Genomic DNA, 16,235 nt, shown 5'->3' with positions numbered 1-16,235 from the left:
TACATTTCGATACGAGCAAGATTAGAACGTGTTCTAGGAGTGGTCAATGGTTGCCCGTAGATCCGCGCCCACCCAGCGGGTGGTCCAAGTGCTGGATTTCTTTGTCGAGCAGCGCGGCAAACGCTTCGGCCTTTCCGAGCTGGCCCGCGAGCTCGACCTGGCGAAACCGACCTGCCTGGGCATTCTCACCGAGCTCAGCGCGGGCGGCTACCTGGTGCGCGACGCACACACCCGCACCTACGGCCTCGGACCCGCGCTGATCGCGGCCGGACGGGTTGCCCAGGACAGCTTCGCCATCTCCGCCATCGCACGCGTCGAGCTGGAGAAACTCACCGCGGAATACCGCACGACCTGCACCGCATCGGCAGTGGTCGGCGAGCAGATCACGGTGTTGGAGAGCACCGGGCCCGGCATGGTCAAGGTCGGCGCCTCCTACCTGTTCGCGCCGCCGGTCGGCCTGATGTACGTGCTGTGGGACTCCGACGCAGCCTTCGACGCTTGGCTGGCCAAGCCGTCGACGGTGCCGCTGCAACAGGATGTGGCCCGGCTGCGCCAGGTCGTCGCGGAGTGCAGGGAGCGCGGCTACCTGGTGGAGAGCCTCACCGGCGCGGGTCGCCGCCTGTACTCCTTGCTCGCCGGTGTCGCTGCCCGTGACCTGCCCGAAGAGGTGCGCGAACTCGTCGGCGAGCTGGTCACCAGCCTCGGCGAACGAGTCCATCTCGGCACCGATCTGCGACCACGCAAGGAACATCCGGTGAGCTTGCTCGCCGCACCGACCTACGGCGGCGACGGCCACCAGAGCATGGTGCTCACCATGTATGTGGGCACCGCCATTACGGGTGCCGAAATCACCCGCCGCGGAGCCGCTCTCGTGGCCGCCGCCGATGCGGTGACCGCCGCGTCCGGCGGACGCAAACCCGAGTCACCCCATTGACCAATGACCGAAACGTGTTCTAGTTTTGGGGCGTGAGCCAGTACGCAAAGTCGACGGCGAGCACCGAAGTAGGTGCTGCCGGACGTAGTCCGTCCGAAACCCGCGCACGGCTGGAGCGAATGCGGATGTCCTCCTACGAGCTGCCACATCTGGACGCACTCGAGGCCGAGTCGGCACACATCTTTCGTGAAGTCGCGGCGACGTTCGAGCGGCCGGTGCTGTTGTTCTCCGGTGGCAAGGACTCGGTGGTGATGCTGCACCTCGCGGCCAAGGCCTTCTGGCCCGCGCCGCTGCCGTTTCCTGTCATGCATATCGACACCGGGCACAATTTCGACGAAGTGATCGAATTCCGGGATCGCACGGTGCAACGACTCGGCCTGCGGTTGGTGGTCGGCCGGGTGCAGGACGACATCGACGCGGGCCGCTCGGTCGAGGAGACCGGACCACGCGCTTCCCGCAACCGCCTGCAGACCGGCACCCTGCTGCGCGCCATTCGCGAGCACGCCTTCGACGCGGTATTCGGCGGCGCCCGCCGGGATGAGGAAAAAGCCCGCGCCAAAGAGCGCGTGTTCAGCTTCCGCGACGAATACGGCCAATGGGATCCGCGCAACCAGCGGCCCGAACTGTGGAACCTCTACAACGGCCGCCATCGCGCCGGCGAGCACATCCGGGTGTTCCCGCTGTCCAACTGGACCGAGCTCGATATCTGGCACTACATCGCGGCCGAGCGGATCGAGCTGCCGCCGCTGTACTACGCCCACCGCCGCCCGGTGGTGCAGCGCGACGGCATGCTGCTGGCACACACCCGCTTCCTCGAACTCCTCGAGGGCGAGCAGCCCTATGACAGCACGGTGCGCTTCCGCACGGTCGGCGATGCGACCTGCACCGGATGCGTGGAATCGACAGCGTCCACCCCGGACGAGGTGGTGGTCGAGGTCGCGGCGACCCGGGTGACCGAACGCGGTGCGACCCGCGCCGACGACCGGATTTCCGAGGCAGGCATGGAAGACCGCAAACGAGAAGGCTACTTCTGATGACGACGACAACCCTGTTGCGCCTCGCCACGGCGGGCAGCGTCGACGACGGCAAATCCACCCTGATCGGGCGGCTGCTCTTCGATTCCAAGACCATCTTCACCGATCAGCTCGCCGCCGTGGAGCGCACCAGCCGCGAACGCGGCGACGACTACCCCGATCTGGCACTGCTCACCGACGGCCTGCGCGCCGAGCGGGAACAAGGCATCACCATCGATGTGGCGCACCGCTATTTCGCCACACCCCGACGGAAATTCATCATCGCCGACACACCCGGCCACATCCAGTACACGCGCAATATGGTCACCGGCGCCTCCACCGCGGACCTCGCATTGATCCTGGTGGACGCCCGCAAGGGCATTGTCGAGCAGACGCGGCGGCACGCCTTCCTCGCCAGCCTGCTCGGCATTCCACACCTGGTGCTGTGCGTGAACAAAATGGATCTGGTCGGCTGGTCGCAGGAACGCTATGAAGAGATCCACGACGAATTCGCCCAGTTCGCGACCAAACTCGACGTCGCCGACCTCACCTTTATCCCGATGTCGGCGCTCACCGGCGACAATATCGTGCACCGCAGCACCGCTATGCCGTGGTACGAGGGATCCCCCCTGCTGCACCACCTGGAAGAGGTGCACATCGCCTCCGATCGCAATCTGATCGATGCGCGTTTCCCGGTGCAGTACGTGACCCGCAGGCACGCCGAGGACTTTCGCGGCTACGCGGGCACCGTCGCGGGCGGGGTGTTCAAGCCCGGTGACGAAGTGGCGGTGCTGCCTTCGGGATTCACCAGCACCGTCGCGGCGATCTGGGGGCCGGGCGGCACCCCGGTCACAGAGGCGTTCCCGCCACAGGCGGTCACCATCCAGCTGACCGACGAAATCGACATCGCGCGTGGCGATCTCATCTGCCGCCCGGCCAACCGGCCGCATGCCGGTCGCGATCTCGACGCCATGGTGTGCTGGTTCACCGAGGAGTCCGAGCTGACCCCCGGCGCCACCTACACCATCCGGCACACCACCCGCACCGCCACCGCCGAGATCCGCACCCTCGACTACCGACTCGACGTGAACACGCTGCACCGCGACGAGACCGCGGAGTCGCTGTCGCTCAACGAGATCGGCCGCATTCAGCTGCGCACCCGGCAGCCGCTGCTGTTCGACCCCTATCGCCGTAACCGCACCACCGGCAGTTTCATCCTCGTCGACGAAACCACCAACAACACCGTCGCCGCGGGCATGATCACCGGACCGAGTCTGCCGTCCTCCCGAGTGGTCTGGCACTCCACCGCTGTCGGGCGCGACGAGCGTGCGACCAAGGGCATGACCGTCTGGCTGACCGGGCTCTCCGGATCCGGAAAGTCCACTGTCGCTGTGGAACTCGAACGCAGGCTGGTCGCGGCGGGCCGCCCCGCCTTTCTGCTGGACGGCGACAATCTGCGTCACGGTCTCAATTCCGACCTGGGTTTCGCCGCGGCGGATCGCGTCGAAAACGTCCGCCGCGTAGGCGAAGTAGCCCGACTGTTCGCCGAAGCCGGTGTGGTGGCGGTGGTTTCCCTGATCAGTCCCTACCAGGCCGATCGCGACAGGGCACGAGCCACTCATGAAGCGGCGGGCATCGCCTTCGTCGAGGTCTTCGTGGACACGCCGCTGGAGATCTGCGAATCCCGCGACCCCAAGGGGATGTACGCCAAGGCCAGAGCCGGGGAGATCCGCGGCTTCACCGGAATCGACGACCCGTATGACGTACCGACCGATCCCGAGCTGGTCTTGCGTCCCGCCGACGGGGATCCTGCCGCCATGGCCGCCACCATCCTCGCCACGTTGGCTGGTCTGGACTGACGGCTGTATGTCCCGTGCCGTTGAGAGGCCGTTACCGGCGGCCTCGGCCACCGCAAGGACTGGTACGACGGTTGGCATGCGCAGTTGTGCGACGGCCAACCGTGGACGAAATGACCTCGCTCGTAGCCGAACCCGCCCCGCAAGTGCCCGCTGGCCGTCGATACTCGAGCAACTCCACCGACCTCGCCGAGGCGGTCGCGCTGCTGCTGTGGATCGACCAGCACCCCAGCGAATCCGTACGCCAAGTTCCGAACGAGGCCGTTCGATCCAGCCCGCACACCGGCAAGATCGTCGCCAAGGAATTCGCGCAGTGGCGCGCCTGGGTGCACGGGCGATACTTCGCGAATAATGGGCCTCCTGGTCAGCCCGCCACAGATTGTCGCTGCTCGATTCTCCCCATCAAGTGTCTTGCGTCAAGATCTTGGCAGGATCGGACGGTCCACGATCTGGGGGTTAGGCGGACGGACCGACCATGACCGACCGAACGCGCAGTAGTAGCAACGAGCGGGCACTCGCTTCTAGCAAACTGGAGTGGAGGCTGACGGATGCTGGGATGATATGCGGGTTGGCATCCTACGAACGAGCATCGACGGGAGAACATCATGTTCAACAGTTCGCTTCGCTCGGATCTGGCCGCTGTCGCTGGGGCAGTCGGCCTCTGCGGAGGAATCCTCGCCGCAACCGCAGCCGCCCAGCCGCCCACATCGATCACTGTCGAGCCTGAACTGGGCTACAACACCACCACCTTGACTATCAGCGGATCGGCTACGTGTGCTGGGGGCGGAACCGCCGGAGTGAACGTTGTGGACGGCTCGCTGGAGCAAATGTTCCAAGGCGGCGCAGGTGGCCCAATCGCCGTGCAACTCGACGGACCGATCCTGGTCGAGTGCGACGCCACCGCGCACAACTGGTCGGGGAATCTCGTCGCACCCGGTCGCGCACTGCCCAACGAATCTGGTGGCACGGTCACAGTCACACTCGCCCAAGGCACGGACGTCATTGCATCCACCGGTCCGCAGCCAGTCCACATCGTGCGCTGAACAATCGCTCGCCGAGCAAAGGCCTGCGAACGGACCCAGCATCCGCGGAGGGCCTCGCCACCGATCGGTTCCTGGCTCGTGGGCTCGGAGCGCAAACCCAGCAACCTGCCAGAAAGTTTGACCTGCCAGACGAGGCATCCATCGAACACAAGTTCGAACCGCGCGGTATTCTTTATGGATAGCCGCCTGCCCGCTCTACACGGTCGACGGCAGAGTTGTACCGCCCGATTGTCCGGTGCGCACCGCGGCTGGATGGGTCGAGCCTGCACCCGTGGATGCCCAACCGGCCACGTGCTCGGGCGCCGTCGAGCGCTCGCCGGGCGGATCCCGTGCGTGGCCCCCGGCCGGACCGGGCTGCACCGCGCTCGCCGCCGAGCACGACGCCGCAACACTCGCTACAACCCAGGCGCCGCCAGCGGTGCTGCCGGCCACCCTGGAGGAGTCCGCGCTGCTGTTGTTTCCAGGCTTCCGCGGCACCTTCGGGACCCGCCTCAACCAGCACGGCATCACACCCCACGCCAGCCGAAACACCGCCCTGTTGACTCTGGCAACCGAACTGCCAGCCGCGGTCCTAGCCGATTTGCTCGGCCTGCATCCGGGCACCGCTGTTCGGTGGGTCCGCATCGCCAAACGCGACTGGCACACCTACCTCGCTGAACGCCGCACTGCCCTCAATCATTGACCACTGCGCAACTCGTTCACTGGCCGGTCGGGTCAGCGCGGTATGCGGTGCAATACAGGATGTTCACGACCCCCAGTAGCTCTCCCAAACTCCATCGTCCCTCTCGTGGATGCCTTCGAAGAAGATGTGATGCACGTCGACACCGCCGAACCACTGCGACTGCTGGCGAGTGCTCCTTTCCGTCTCGGCGATGGCGGCGGCAAGGTCACGCACTGTGAACCACTCACCGTTGGGCGCTCGGTGTTCAACGGGATCACCGAACCCACGCAAGTTCAGCATGGGCAATTCCAGGACAACGCGGTCGAACTCGTCGACGGCCAAGTCACGAAAGTCCCCATTTTCGAACACATTCAGCGTGAACGAGACTCCCCTGATCGCCGCGGTTGCTGTCGCGCGCTGATTAGACAGGTTCGCCGTGACATTCCCGGTCGGTTCCGTCAGCTCGATCGCCAACATCCCGGACAACCCATTGAAGAACTTCAGTGACATATGAGGATGGTGGCATGGAGCACCGACATTTCGGGCACGCCGACTGACCATCGATTGCACGCACATCGGCAGTAGAGTGCGTTCGGCTGGCACCAGATCCACGCGGCCCGTTTATCTTCCGAGGTGCCTCGCCGGCTGCTTTGGACCGCGTGGGTCGGGCGCCGAAATCAGCACTGCCCAACGGCTGTTGATCGCAAACCGACCACCGGGCCTGGGTAATTGAGAGGCGCGGGTCGGCTGCGATGCGCCGGTGTCAGCGCGGGCCGATGAACAGTGTCTGGGTGCCGCGGCCGATGGGCCCCTTCTCGTCGAACAGCTGCGATTCGGCCAGGCCGACGCCGCTGCGTTCGGGGTAGGTCACCGCATCCAGGCACACCCATTCGCCGACCGGTTCGCGATGCAACGTCACGGTGAAATCGGTATTGATGAAGTAGTAACTGCCCCAATCCAATACCGAGCTGACGCCATTGCCGCAGTCGGCCGCGGCAAGCGTGCGTTCCAGCGGGCTGGGGACGGTGCCGGCAACGACCGGGTAGCGCAGGCGAATCCAGCACACGGCAGGGCCGGATTCAACGAAACCGCCGGAGACGAAGCGATATTCGATGGCCGTATGGAACCCGACCGGCTGCGTCGACGGGAACTCCGTTCCCTCGGGTGCGGTGTCCGGGCCCGGGCGCGCCCCAGTAGGTAGTGCATCGACCGGCAGTTCCAGCTCCGGCTCGGCGTGCTGCAGCCGCCAAGCGCTCGCCTTCATCACCAGCCCATGCTCGGAACTCAGTGTGGCCTCGATCAATTCGACGCTGCGGCCAGGGCGGGAAACCCGCGCCTCGGCTCGGATGACCCGAGCCGAGGCTGTCAGCGGCGCGATCGGCACCGGGCCGAGGATCTCCACCGCCACCCGCCCGACCCGAAACCCCTCGCGTGGCTCGCATCTCTCGATGACATGACCGAGCAGCGCCGAGGGCGGCCCCGCGTGCTGAGAGTCGGGCGACCACGGCCCGCGAGTGAGCTCGGTGGAATGGAACCGATTCGGATCCGCTGGATCGGGCAGATAGAAGGCATCCATGGTGGTCTCGAGCCTACTTGGGCAAGGGAGTGTTTTGAGGTGAAGTGATGGTGTGGCACCGCTGCGTGATGCCGCACCATCAGTGTGGTTGGTGAAAGTTGTTGCCCGCATTGGTATATGGGCGAGGTCTCCGGTAGGTGGTTTAACGACCAAGAAGAACCGGAGCACCTACCGGAGACCTCGCTGATCAGCGTAGGGGTGGCGGGGCGGGCGGAATTGACCGATGCCCAGTGGGCGCGGTTGGAGCCGTTGCTGCCTCGCGAGAAGATGGTCAGTCCACCTTCGACTTGGCGCGGGCGTAGGCGCGAGCCGCGCGAGCGCGGTCACCGCACCGCGTTGAACACCAGTGACGGCGGCCGTGGCGGATCAGGTACCGATTGCACGGGACGGAGTCGCAAGTGGTCAGGAAATCGGCGTCGGAGCCGGTGAGCAGGTCGGCCGTATCTGCGGCGAGCGTCGCGAGCGCGCGGTCGAGGATCTCGTTGGGTGGACACAGCGCAGCGCGGTAGGGGCCGTTCGTCTCATCCCATTGCAGCAGGGCGGCCGTTGGGGTCCTGCTCAGTGCGTCGTTGACGGCGGACAGCGCTGCAGGCAATACCGGCTGCCGCGCGACGTGGGCGGCGAACAATGCCCTGACGTGTTCGCGCAGCACGCGCAGCCGCGTCGCGCACATCTCCTGCACTCCGGCATCGGCAGGCGCGAGGCCGCGTTCGGCGAGCCAACGATTCGTTGATTCGGGGGTACCGAGCAGATCGATGAAGTGTCCACCGGGCAGCACATAGGCGCTGTCGGCGAAGTCGAGAGCGAGGTACTGCTCGGCCCCCGGTGCGGGCGGCAACGTGGCGGTCAAGGTCTCTCGCGCGACTCTCACAACTCTCATGTTACGACTTGCTTTTATCCGTGAGAACGGCCTACCGTATCTCACGGATATACGGTGTTTCATCCATGAGGAGTAGCGAGCGCGTCCGCAGGGGGATCTCGTAGATCGAGTACCTCGCGCGGCACCGACCGAGAGGACAGCCATGACACAGCACCCGCCGCCCGGTCGGTATCCGGGGCCGCAGCAGACCTACTGGCAGGAGTCGCCGAAGGGCAAGGGCCCGGCGATCACCGCACTTGTTCTCAGCATCATCGCTCTGCTCAGCTTGCTAGTGGCTTGTGCGAGCACAACCGATCAGCAGGTCCGCGTCCGCGTCTTCGGCGGCCCGACCGCCCTCTTCGAATACGGCGGGTTGAGGTTCCTCACCGACCCGACCTTCGACGCGCCCCACGACTACCAGCAGCCCGGCGGCCTGCTGATCAAGACCGCGCCAGCCGCCGCCGCACCGGCCGACCTCGGCCGCGTCGACGTGGTTCTGCTCTCGCACGATGAGCACCCCGACAACCTCGACGACTCCGGCCGCGCCCTGCTCGCCGACGTGCCGCTCACCCTCACCACGCCGGGTGGCGGGCAACGCCTCGGGAAAGGGGCCAAAGGCCTGGTCGACTGGGAGTCGGTCGAGCTGAATCGACCCGGCGGCGGCACGATCACCGTGACGGGGGTGCCCGCGATCCACGGGCCGGGCGCACGCGAGGAGGTCGAACCGATCACCGGCCAGGTTGTCGGATTCGTACTGACCGGGGAAGGCCTGCCCACTGTCTATGTCAGCGGCGACAACGCCTCGCTCACTGCGGTCAAGGAGATCGCCGAGCGTTTCGGACCGGTGGACACCGCCATCCTCTTCGCCGGAGCGCCCCGCTTCTCCGTTCTCTTCGACGGTGCGCCGATCGTCCTCGACAGTGCCCACACCGCCGAGGCCGCCGAGCTCCTCGGCGCCCGTCGGGTGGTTCCCGTTCATTACGAGGGTTGGGCCCACTTCACCGAGGGCCGTGCCGAATTGGTCGCGGCTTTTACTGCTGCCGGACTCCGCGACCGCCTTGACCTAGGCGAGCCGGGCTGACTCTGTCGTGACGCCTTCGGTATCTGCCCGGATCGATGATCTCCCCGGCTCCCAGGCGCAGCTCCGCACCCTGTTCGTCCCGGTCGCCGCTCAGGCGCTGAGCGGCGCGGGGCCGGCGGCGGGCGTGACCGTCGGTGCACTGCTCGCGCAGGACATGCTCAGCTCAACCAGCCTTGCCGGTCTGCCAGCGCGCTCGGCACCGCAGGCTCCGCGCTGGCGGCCGTCGCCGTCGGACGAATTTCGCAAGGTGGTCGATGATGGCGATGTATATGGTGGCCCTCGCCCATATACCAACGCGGGCAACAACTTTCACCAACCACACTGATGGGGCGGCACCACACAGCGGTGCCACCCCATCACTTCACTTCAAAACACTCCCTAGGCGCCGGGTGCCTCCAGTGCCGCACCGAACCAAGCGAACACCGGTGCCAAACTCGACGGAGTCGGCCAACCGTTGATCGCGGCGAGCAACTGCCAATAACGTTCGGTCCGAGCATCTCCCGCGACGTCGAGGCGTGTTCGCAGCCACTGTCGCAGTGCGGCGTCGTCGGGGCGGCCGAATGTTGCGGCATATTGTGCCGCGAGCTCGTCGACAATCGGCTTCGCTTCGGCGGAATCGGGGGCGATGCCCGAGGCGAGGGCGTGCTCGACCCGGTCGCGGACCACCTCGGTCAGTTCGTGATGCAGGCCGGTGGTGTCGCCCTCGGCGCGCTGGGCTGCCTGATACTCGGCCATTCGACGCACCGCAGCACGGAAATCCGTGTCGCTGGTGAGCTCCGCGAGCTCCACCCAGGCTTCGATCTGAGCGGGTTCCGGATCATCCGGCAGTTCCGGCATCGCCGCACGAATCATGTCGACGAACGCCGGATTCGCGTCGACGGCGCCGAAGGTGTCCTCGACGAAATCGCTGATCATTCGGCGGCGCTCGGTATCGGAGAGCTTGGCGAGTTTGTGCATGAGTTCCATCTCCTCGGTGGTCGAGCCCCGCTCGGCAATCGCGCGTAACACGGTGCGCTGCAACCGAAGCGTGCGCATCTGCAGTGCGATCGCGTCGGCATGCGAGGCGGCGACCTCCGGCAGCGACCGCGTCCGATCCAGCACCAGCCGGACGGAACCAAGATCGACACCGAGGTCACGGAGCGTTCGCACCAGCCGCAACCGAGCCAGCGCATCGGTACCGTAGAGCCGATAACCGGCGGGGCTGTATGTGGTCGGCGGCACGACACCGCTGTCGGAGTAGAACCTGATCGTCTTGACGGAGAGCCCGGTCCGTTCGGCCGTCTCCCCTATCGAGTAAAGCGTGTCGCCGTCCATGCCCTCACCCTCCCGTCTCCCCCAGAGGGAGACGCAAATCTGCCTGATCGGCGCGGCCGCTTTCCGCTGAATTCTGCACGTCGGGCCCAGCTTGCCGCCGAAGCGGCCGCGCTTCTCGCGGTGCGCGCCACGGTCGGCGGCATGTTCTTCCTCGCACTGCGCGGCCGGGTCTTGCGACCGGATCTGCGACGAGAACGCCGAGGCCCGCAGCACGAATGCCGCAGGCCTCGGCCGTGCGCAGAGTCAGCGCGTCAGACTCGCAAAGAACTCGCGGATGTCGCCGATCAGCAGTTCGGGGACTTCGAGGGCCGGGAAATGGCCGCCCGAGTAGAACTCCGACCAGTGGGTGATGGTGTGTGCCTTCTCGGCGAAGCGGCGGATAGCGTAGTCACTGTCCTTGAAGACCGCGACCCCGGTCGGCACCGTGCCTTTCGGCTTGGGCGCGAACATCGTCGCGTCGTGGAAGCGCTCGTAGTACAGGTTGGCGACGCTGCGGGCGGTGTCGGTGAACCAGTAGATGGTCACCTCGGTCAGCAGTCGGTCGCGATCGATGGCCTGCTCGGGCAGCTCGTGCGACTGGTCGATCCACTCCTTGAACTTCTCGACGATCCACCCGAGCTGACCTGCCGGGGAATCGGCTAGCAACTGCGCGATGGTGTTCGGGCGCGAGCCCTTCAGGTTCATGTAGGCCGAGCCGTCGTCCTGGAACTTCTTCATCGCACCGAGCCGCCGCTTCTCCGCCTCGGTGAGCGCCGCCATATCGGCGGGATCACCGGTCGGGAAGGTGACCAGCGCATTGGCGTGCACGCCGAGCACGTGTTCGGCGTCGACACGGCCGAGCTGCGGGCCGATGAAGGCGCCGTGGTCGCCGCCCTGCACGCCATATCGGTCGTAGCCGAGCCTGGCCATCAGTTCGGCAAGCGCGGCAGCGATCCGGCCGTCGTTCCAGCCGGCCTCAGTGATCGGCCCCGAGAAACCGTGGCCCGGCAGTGAGGGGATGACCAGGTGGAAAGCGGGCGCATCATGGTTCCCGTCCGTCTTCGGATCGGTCAGCGGACCGATCAGGTCGAGGAAGTCCACCATCGAGCTGGGCCAACCGTGAATCAGCAGCAGCGGCGTGGCGTTCTCGTCCACCGAGCGGATGTGCAGGAAGTGCACGTTCTGCCCATCAATGGTGGTGGTGAACTGCGGGTAGACGTTGAGCGCCGCCTCCTGCGCCCGCCAATCGAACTTCTCCACCCAGTAGCCGGCCAGCTCCTTCAGGTAGGAGGCGGGCACGCCGCGCTCCCAGCCGGTGCCGGGCAGGTCGTCGATCCAACGGGTGCGGAGCAGCCGGTCGTGCAGATCGTCGATGGCGGCCTGCGGGATCTCGATGCGGAAGGGGCGGATGTCGTTGTTCGTCATGCCGATAACTCTCCGGGTAACGAGGGTGCCCCCGAATCACGAGAATTCGTTATCTTTGGGCGCCGTGCTGTGACGACAGGTCGTAGTCGTCACATGCAGTTGTATCTGTCACCGGGCAGAACCCGCGCCCAGCGGCATGGGAATGTGTCCGCGACCCGACAGTCGATCAAAGCCGGTCCACACCTCACCGATCATCGATCACCCACGCCACATTTTCAGATATGGGACCGTGCTCGCCGCCGCACGGCCGACAATTCATCGAATGGCAGATTGTTCGAGTCGATTCGCTTTCGGCGTGTCGCCAAGCGGCACGCCAAAGGCGCCTTGATCACCACGAACGTGGACCATGAGCCCGCGCTGGACCGACAACCAGGTCTCGAGCACGTGGCCGACCGACACGACATCCAGCCGTCGCCCTCAGTCGGTGGGATCGGCCCAGCCGGTGACCTTCCGGACCTCGGCGATCATTCTGGCGACCAGTGGCTGCCGAGTCCGGTCGGTCCAGACGAGCGCGAGTTCGGAAGCTGCCGCGTCCTTGACGGGCCGCCACTGGATAGCCGAAGCCGGGATCCAGCGGCTCAGGGGCTCCGGGGCCAGCCAGACGCCCTTGCCGCGGGCGACTGCCATCAGGCAGTCCTCGACCGTTGCCAGAACTGGACCGCGTAAGGCGGCCGTGCCGTCGGGCCTGGGATCAGCGATCCAGTGGCACAGATTCTCTTCGGACAGAAATATATCCGGGCGAATGACCGGCTCGTCGGCCAAATCGGCGAGTGTCACCGCGTCCTGCTCGGCCAGCCGGTGCCCCGCAGGCAGGGCCACCGCGCGCCGGTCGCTGCGCACGGCGGCGTGGTGGAAACGGTTGTCGCCGAGCGGGAGCCACATGAAGGCGGCGTCGACCTCGCCCGACAGCAACAGCGCCCGCTCCTCGGGTGGGGTTCGCACCGTGGTCAATTCGACTTCGAGCCCGGGCACCGCGGCTTCCATCGCGTCGGCGACCTCGGTGGCGAACAGGGCAGTGGCGTAAGGGCAGCAGGCAATTCGCAGGGTGCCCAGACGCCCCCTGTCGGCGGCACGCACCTGTTCGGTGAGCTCACCGATGTCGGAGACCACCGCACTGCCGCCGCGTTCCAGTTCGTCACCGGCGGGGGTGAGCAACACCCCGCGTGAGGTCCGGACCAGCAGCGTCACGCCCATCGCGCGTTCGAGCTGCTGGATTTGGGTCGACAGCGTCTGCTGGCTGATGTGCAGCCGGGCCGATGCACGGGTGATGTTCAGTTCCTGGGCCACCACCAGGAACGACTGTAGCTGGCGAATATCCAGGTCGATCACGCGAATCACCGTAGCCGACAGGCGGTTGTCGGTGGCAACCGAGAACGCCGGTGGCAGGCACTGGAATCTTCTGTTTCCGCTCGCGCAGCAGGCACAGCAGGCTGGAGGTACACCACCGCCTCCGGAAAGGGACGCTCCCCGATGACTTCCACACTCTCGACACGCGATCTCGAGGGCAAGGTCGCGATGGTGATCGGTGGCAGCCGCAACCAGGGCGCGGCCTGCGCCGAACTGTTCGCGGCGCGTGGCGCGACCACGGTCATCAGTTACTCCCACGGCGAGCATGCCGCGGCCAGGACCTTGACCGCACTGGATCGGCACGGCGTGACCGCGGAAGGCATTCGCTCGGACGCCACCCGATCCACCGATGTGAATACCCTGTTCGCGGGTGTGGTCGCCCGTCACGGCCGACTCGACATCGTGGTCCACACCGTAGGCGCGGCGCTGGGAAGACCGCTGGCGGACACCACCGATGCGGATTTCGACCTACTGATCGACCGCAATACCCGCAGTGCGTTCAACACGCTGCGCGCCGCCGCGCGTCATCTCGCCGATCACGGTCACTATGTGGCGCTGACCAGTGCGCTCGCCGCCGGCGTGCCCGAGGGGCTCGGGTTGTATTCGGCGGCGAAGGCCGCCGTCGAGCGGCTGGTGCTTGCGGGCGCGCACGAGCTGGCGGCACGGGATATCACCGTCAATGCGGTCGCGCCCGGCCTGGTGACCGATTCCTTCTGCCCCGGTGCGGATCCCGCGACCCTGACACCCGGTCATCGACGGGGACGCCTGGGCCAGCCGGAGTACACCGCGCGAGTGGTCATGTGGCTCACCAGCTCAGCCGCCGACTGGGTGTCCGGGCAGATCATCCGCGTCGACGGCGGCCAGCACTGATCTCAACGCTCATCTATCAACGTAAAGATTCACATCAAGGAGTAATCGAATGTCTCATGCCGTCTCCGCAGCTGTCGATTCCGCCCCGGAGCGAGTACCGCTGCGCCGCTGGTTCGCCGTCGCGGCTGTCGCGATGGGCACCTTCGCTGTGGTGACATCCGAACAGCTGCCCGTCGGCGTGCTGTCCTCGGTCGGCGATGCGCTGCACGTCTCCGATGGCGTGGCCGGCCTGATGGTGACCGTGCCCGGCCTAGTCGCTTCCGCCACCGCACCGCTGCTGCCGGTGGCGATCGGGCGGCTGGATCGTCGCATCGTGCTGCTCGGCCTCATCACCTTGATGGTCGTGGCAAATCTGTTGTCCGCTTTCGCTCCCAGCTTCGCGATCCTGCTCGCCGCACGCTTCCTGGTCGGGATCGCCATCGGCGGATTCTGGGCGCTCGCCGCCGGGATCGCGGTGCGCATGGTGCCCGAAAAGTATGTCCCGCAAGCCACCGCCATCGCCTTCGGCGGAGCCACCGCCGCGAACGTGCTCGGCATTCCGGCCGGAACACTCATCGGCGAACTCGCCGATTGGCGTGTCGCTTTCGGAGTTCTCGGCGGCCTGGGCCTGCTGGTGGTCGTTGTGCTGCTGCTGCTGTTGCCGAACATGCCCGCCACCGAACCGGTACGACTACGCACCCTGGGCGAACAGTTCGGCAATCCGGTCGTACGGGCCGGTGTCCTGGTCACGTTCCTGCTAGTGAGCGGGCACTTCGCCGCATTCACGTTCGTGAGCCCGATCCTGCAGTCCCACAGCGGCATCGACAAGCAGATGATCGGCGCGGCGCTATTGGCCTTCGGCGTCGCGGGCATCATCGGCAACTTCGTCACCGGCGCGGCCGGCAGTCGCGATATCCGCGCCACCCTCATCACCATCAGCACCCTGCTCGCTATGGTGCTGGCACTGGTCGCACTCGTGGGCGGCACTCCGATCACCGGCGTCGCCCTTCTGCTCGCCTGGGGCGCGGCCTTCGGCGGCATTCCGGTCGGTGTGCAGACCTGGATCCTGCGCGCCGCACCGGATTCCACCGAAGCCGCCACCGCATTGAACACCGCCATGTTCAACCTGGCCATCGCGCTCGGCGCATTGTTCGGCGGCCTCATCGCCGACAACGTGGCGCTCACCGCGGTGCTGTGGTTCGGCGCAGCCCTCAGCACCCTTGCGGCCCTGGCAGTGTGGCGCACCCCCGCCACCCGCCCCTGATCTCCAGCAGAACGAAACACCAGATCGGACAGGACCGAACTATGAACACCCAGACACACGCTGCACATCACACCGGTCACGGCGATCACGCGGCGCATGCCGCCGGTGCGCCCGGCGGACTGCAGATCACCCAGGTCGGCTACACCCTCGATCTCGAGAACACCGTGGTCCGACCGGGCGACATCGACTTCCGTTTCCGGATCCTCGGCCCGGATGGGCGGGCCGTCACCGACTACACCGCTCTGCACGACCGTGAGCTGCACCTGATCGTCGTGCGGCGGGAGCTGACCGGATTCCAGCACGTGCACCCGGTGCGTGCGGCCGACGGCACCTGGTCGGTACGCCTGAATCTGCAGCAGGCGGGCACCTACCGCGTGTTCACCGATATCGCTCCCCGCGCGCTCGGCCGGGCCATCACCCTCGGCGCCGATCTAGCCGTCGCAGGTGACTACGCCCCACAACCGATTCCGGCCTCGACACGCACATTCGACGTGGACGGCTACGAGGTGGCATTGGACGGCGACCTGGTCCCCGGCGAAGGCCGCGACCTCACGCTGACCGTGCGCAGGGACGGCGACCCGGTCACCGATCTGCAGCCCTACCTCGCCGCCTACGGGCACCTGGTGGTGCTGCGTGCAGGCGACCTGGCCTACGTCCACGTCCACCCCCATGGCGAACCCGGAGACGGTGTGACCGCCCCCGGCCCCGGTATCACCTTCCACACCGCGGTACCCGGCCCCGGTACCTACCGGCTCTTCCTGGATTTCAAGCACGGTGGCACAGTCCGCACCGCAGCCTTCACCCTGCCGACCGCCATTCACCACCACGACTGAACGCGATCACCGAAACGGGCGGACACCTTCGAGGTGCCCGCCCGTTTCTTTCCGGGACGACTCTCACATCGGTATGAGCGGACGTTCGAGGTGACGGCGGCAGCGGGCTTCGTCCCGTCTCGGTGACAGGAGCAACCTGTCACCAGTGACAACTGCCGCGTGCGACACTGACCGAATGCCGTGGTCGGCGGCCACAGCTGG

At 66.3% G+C, this 16,235-nt stretch carries 15 protein-coding genes and 1 pseudogene; 10 read left to right on the top strand and 6 right to left on the bottom strand.

Annotation, left to right across the window (positions count from 1 at the left end):
• The first annotated feature begins 46 nt into the window (after nucleotides 1–46).
• From OHQ90_RS20605 to OHQ90_RS20585, 5 genes are all read left to right on the top strand, one after another.
• The gene (locus tag OHQ90_RS20605; RefSeq protein ID WP_328399858.1) at nucleotides 47–934 is read left to right on the top strand and encodes a helix-turn-helix domain-containing protein; all 888 of its coding nucleotides are present in this window, start codon (nucleotides 47–49) and stop codon (nucleotides 932–934) included.
• Between the two features lie 119 nt (nucleotides 935–1,053).
• Nucleotides 1,054–1,968 (top strand): sulfate adenylyltransferase subunit CysD, encoded by a 915-nt coding sequence (gene cysD, locus OHQ90_RS20600; RefSeq protein WP_411999249.1) that lies wholly within the window; start codon nucleotides 1,054–1,056, stop codon nucleotides 1,966–1,968.
• A complete protein-coding gene (gene cysC, locus OHQ90_RS20595) occupies nucleotides 1,968–3,806 on the top strand; it encodes an adenylyl-sulfate kinase (RefSeq protein ID WP_328399856.1) in 1,839 nt (612 codons plus the stop codon). Before cysD ends, cysC begins: the two co-directional genes overlap by 1 nt.
• 602 nt (nucleotides 3,807–4,408) lie before the next feature.
• Nucleotides 4,409–4,846, top strand: coding sequence for a hypothetical protein (locus tag OHQ90_RS20590; RefSeq protein WP_328399854.1), 438 nt, complete (start codon nucleotides 4,409–4,411; stop codon nucleotides 4,844–4,846).
• Nucleotides 4,847–5,117: 271 nt separating this feature from the next.
• Nucleotides 5,118–5,528 (top strand): hypothetical protein, encoded by a 411-nt coding sequence (locus OHQ90_RS20585; protein ID WP_328399852.1) that lies wholly within the window; start codon nucleotides 5,118–5,120, stop codon nucleotides 5,526–5,528.
• Nucleotides 5,529–5,591: 63 nt separating this feature from the next.
• Here OHQ90_RS20585 and OHQ90_RS20580 read toward each other — a convergent pair whose 3' ends face one another.
• The 3 genes from OHQ90_RS20580 to OHQ90_RS20570 all read right to left on the bottom strand — a co-directional run bounded on the left by OHQ90_RS20580 (nucleotide 5,592) and on the right by OHQ90_RS20570 (nucleotide 7,954).
• Nucleotides 5,592–6,017, bottom strand: a complete 426-nt coding sequence (locus OHQ90_RS20580) for a hypothetical protein (protein ID WP_328399850.1) — start codon at nucleotides 6,015–6,017, stop codon at nucleotides 5,592–5,594.
• Nucleotides 6,018–6,270: 253 nt separating this feature from the next.
• Complete coding sequence (locus OHQ90_RS20575; protein ID WP_328399848.1) at nucleotides 6,271–7,083, bottom strand: thioesterase family protein; 813 nt, start codon at nucleotides 7,081–7,083, stop codon at nucleotides 6,271–6,273.
• 271 nt (nucleotides 7,084–7,354) lie between these two features.
• Complete coding sequence (locus OHQ90_RS20570; protein ID WP_328399846.1) at nucleotides 7,355–7,954, bottom strand: ABATE domain-containing protein; 600 nt, start codon at nucleotides 7,952–7,954, stop codon at nucleotides 7,355–7,357.
• 151 nt (nucleotides 7,955–8,105) lie between these two features.
• On the opposite strand from OHQ90_RS20570, the gene OHQ90_RS20565 reads away from it, so the two are divergent.
• Complete coding sequence (locus tag OHQ90_RS20565; RefSeq protein ID WP_328399844.1) at nucleotides 8,106–9,023, top strand: MBL fold metallo-hydrolase; 918 nt, start codon at nucleotides 8,106–8,108, stop codon at nucleotides 9,021–9,023.
• Nucleotides 9,024–9,054: 31 nt separating this feature from the next.
• Nucleotides 9,055–9,269, top strand: a pseudogene (locus OHQ90_RS20560) (MFS transporter); the annotation flags it as partial.
• Nucleotides 9,270–9,401: 132 nt separating this feature from the next.
• Here OHQ90_RS20560 and OHQ90_RS20555 read toward each other — a convergent pair.
• The 3 genes from OHQ90_RS20555 to OHQ90_RS20545 all read right to left on the bottom strand — a co-directional run bounded on the left by OHQ90_RS20555 (nucleotide 9,402) and on the right by OHQ90_RS20545 (nucleotide 13,070).
• Entirely contained in the window at nucleotides 9,402–10,337 is a 936-nt protein-coding gene (locus tag OHQ90_RS20555; RefSeq protein WP_328399842.1) for a MerR family transcriptional regulator, read from the bottom strand.
• 243 nt (nucleotides 10,338–10,580) lie between these two features.
• On the bottom strand, nucleotides 10,581–11,741 hold the full coding sequence (locus tag OHQ90_RS20550; RefSeq protein ID WP_328399840.1) for an epoxide hydrolase family protein: 1,161 nt from the start codon (nucleotides 11,739–11,741) through the stop codon (nucleotides 10,581–10,583).
• 417 nt (nucleotides 11,742–12,158) lie between these two features.
• Nucleotides 12,159–13,070 carry a LysR family transcriptional regulator gene (locus tag OHQ90_RS20545; protein WP_328399838.1) on the bottom strand — a complete coding sequence of 304 codons (912 nt, stop codon included), beginning with the start codon at nucleotides 13,068–13,070 and terminating at the stop codon, nucleotides 12,159–12,161.
• Nucleotides 13,071–13,211: 141 nt separating this feature from the next.
• Between OHQ90_RS20545 and OHQ90_RS20540 the strand changes: the two genes are divergently transcribed.
• From OHQ90_RS20540 to OHQ90_RS20530, 3 genes are read left to right on the top strand one after another with little or no spacing between them, the layout of a single operon-like run.
• The gene (locus OHQ90_RS20540) at nucleotides 13,212–13,958 is read left to right on the top strand and encodes an SDR family oxidoreductase (protein WP_328399836.1); all 747 of its coding nucleotides are present in this window, start codon (nucleotides 13,212–13,214) and stop codon (nucleotides 13,956–13,958) included.
• 49 nt (nucleotides 13,959–14,007) lie between these two features.
• Nucleotides 14,008–15,201 carry an MFS transporter gene (locus OHQ90_RS20535; RefSeq protein ID WP_328399834.1) on the top strand — a complete coding sequence of 398 codons (1,194 nt, stop codon included), beginning with the start codon at nucleotides 14,008–14,010 and terminating at the stop codon, nucleotides 15,199–15,201.
• 41 nt (nucleotides 15,202–15,242) lie between these two features.
• A complete protein-coding gene (locus tag OHQ90_RS20530) occupies nucleotides 15,243–16,034 on the top strand; it encodes a hypothetical protein (RefSeq protein ID WP_328399832.1) in 792 nt (263 codons plus the stop codon).
• The last annotated feature ends 201 nt before the right edge of the window (nucleotides 16,035–16,235 follow it).

The organism is Nocardia sp. NBC_00403 (assembly GCF_036046055.1).
GTDB lineage: Bacteria > Actinomycetota > Actinomycetes > Mycobacteriales > Mycobacteriaceae > Nocardia.
This window is presented reverse-complemented; position numbering and strand designations above follow the sequence as displayed.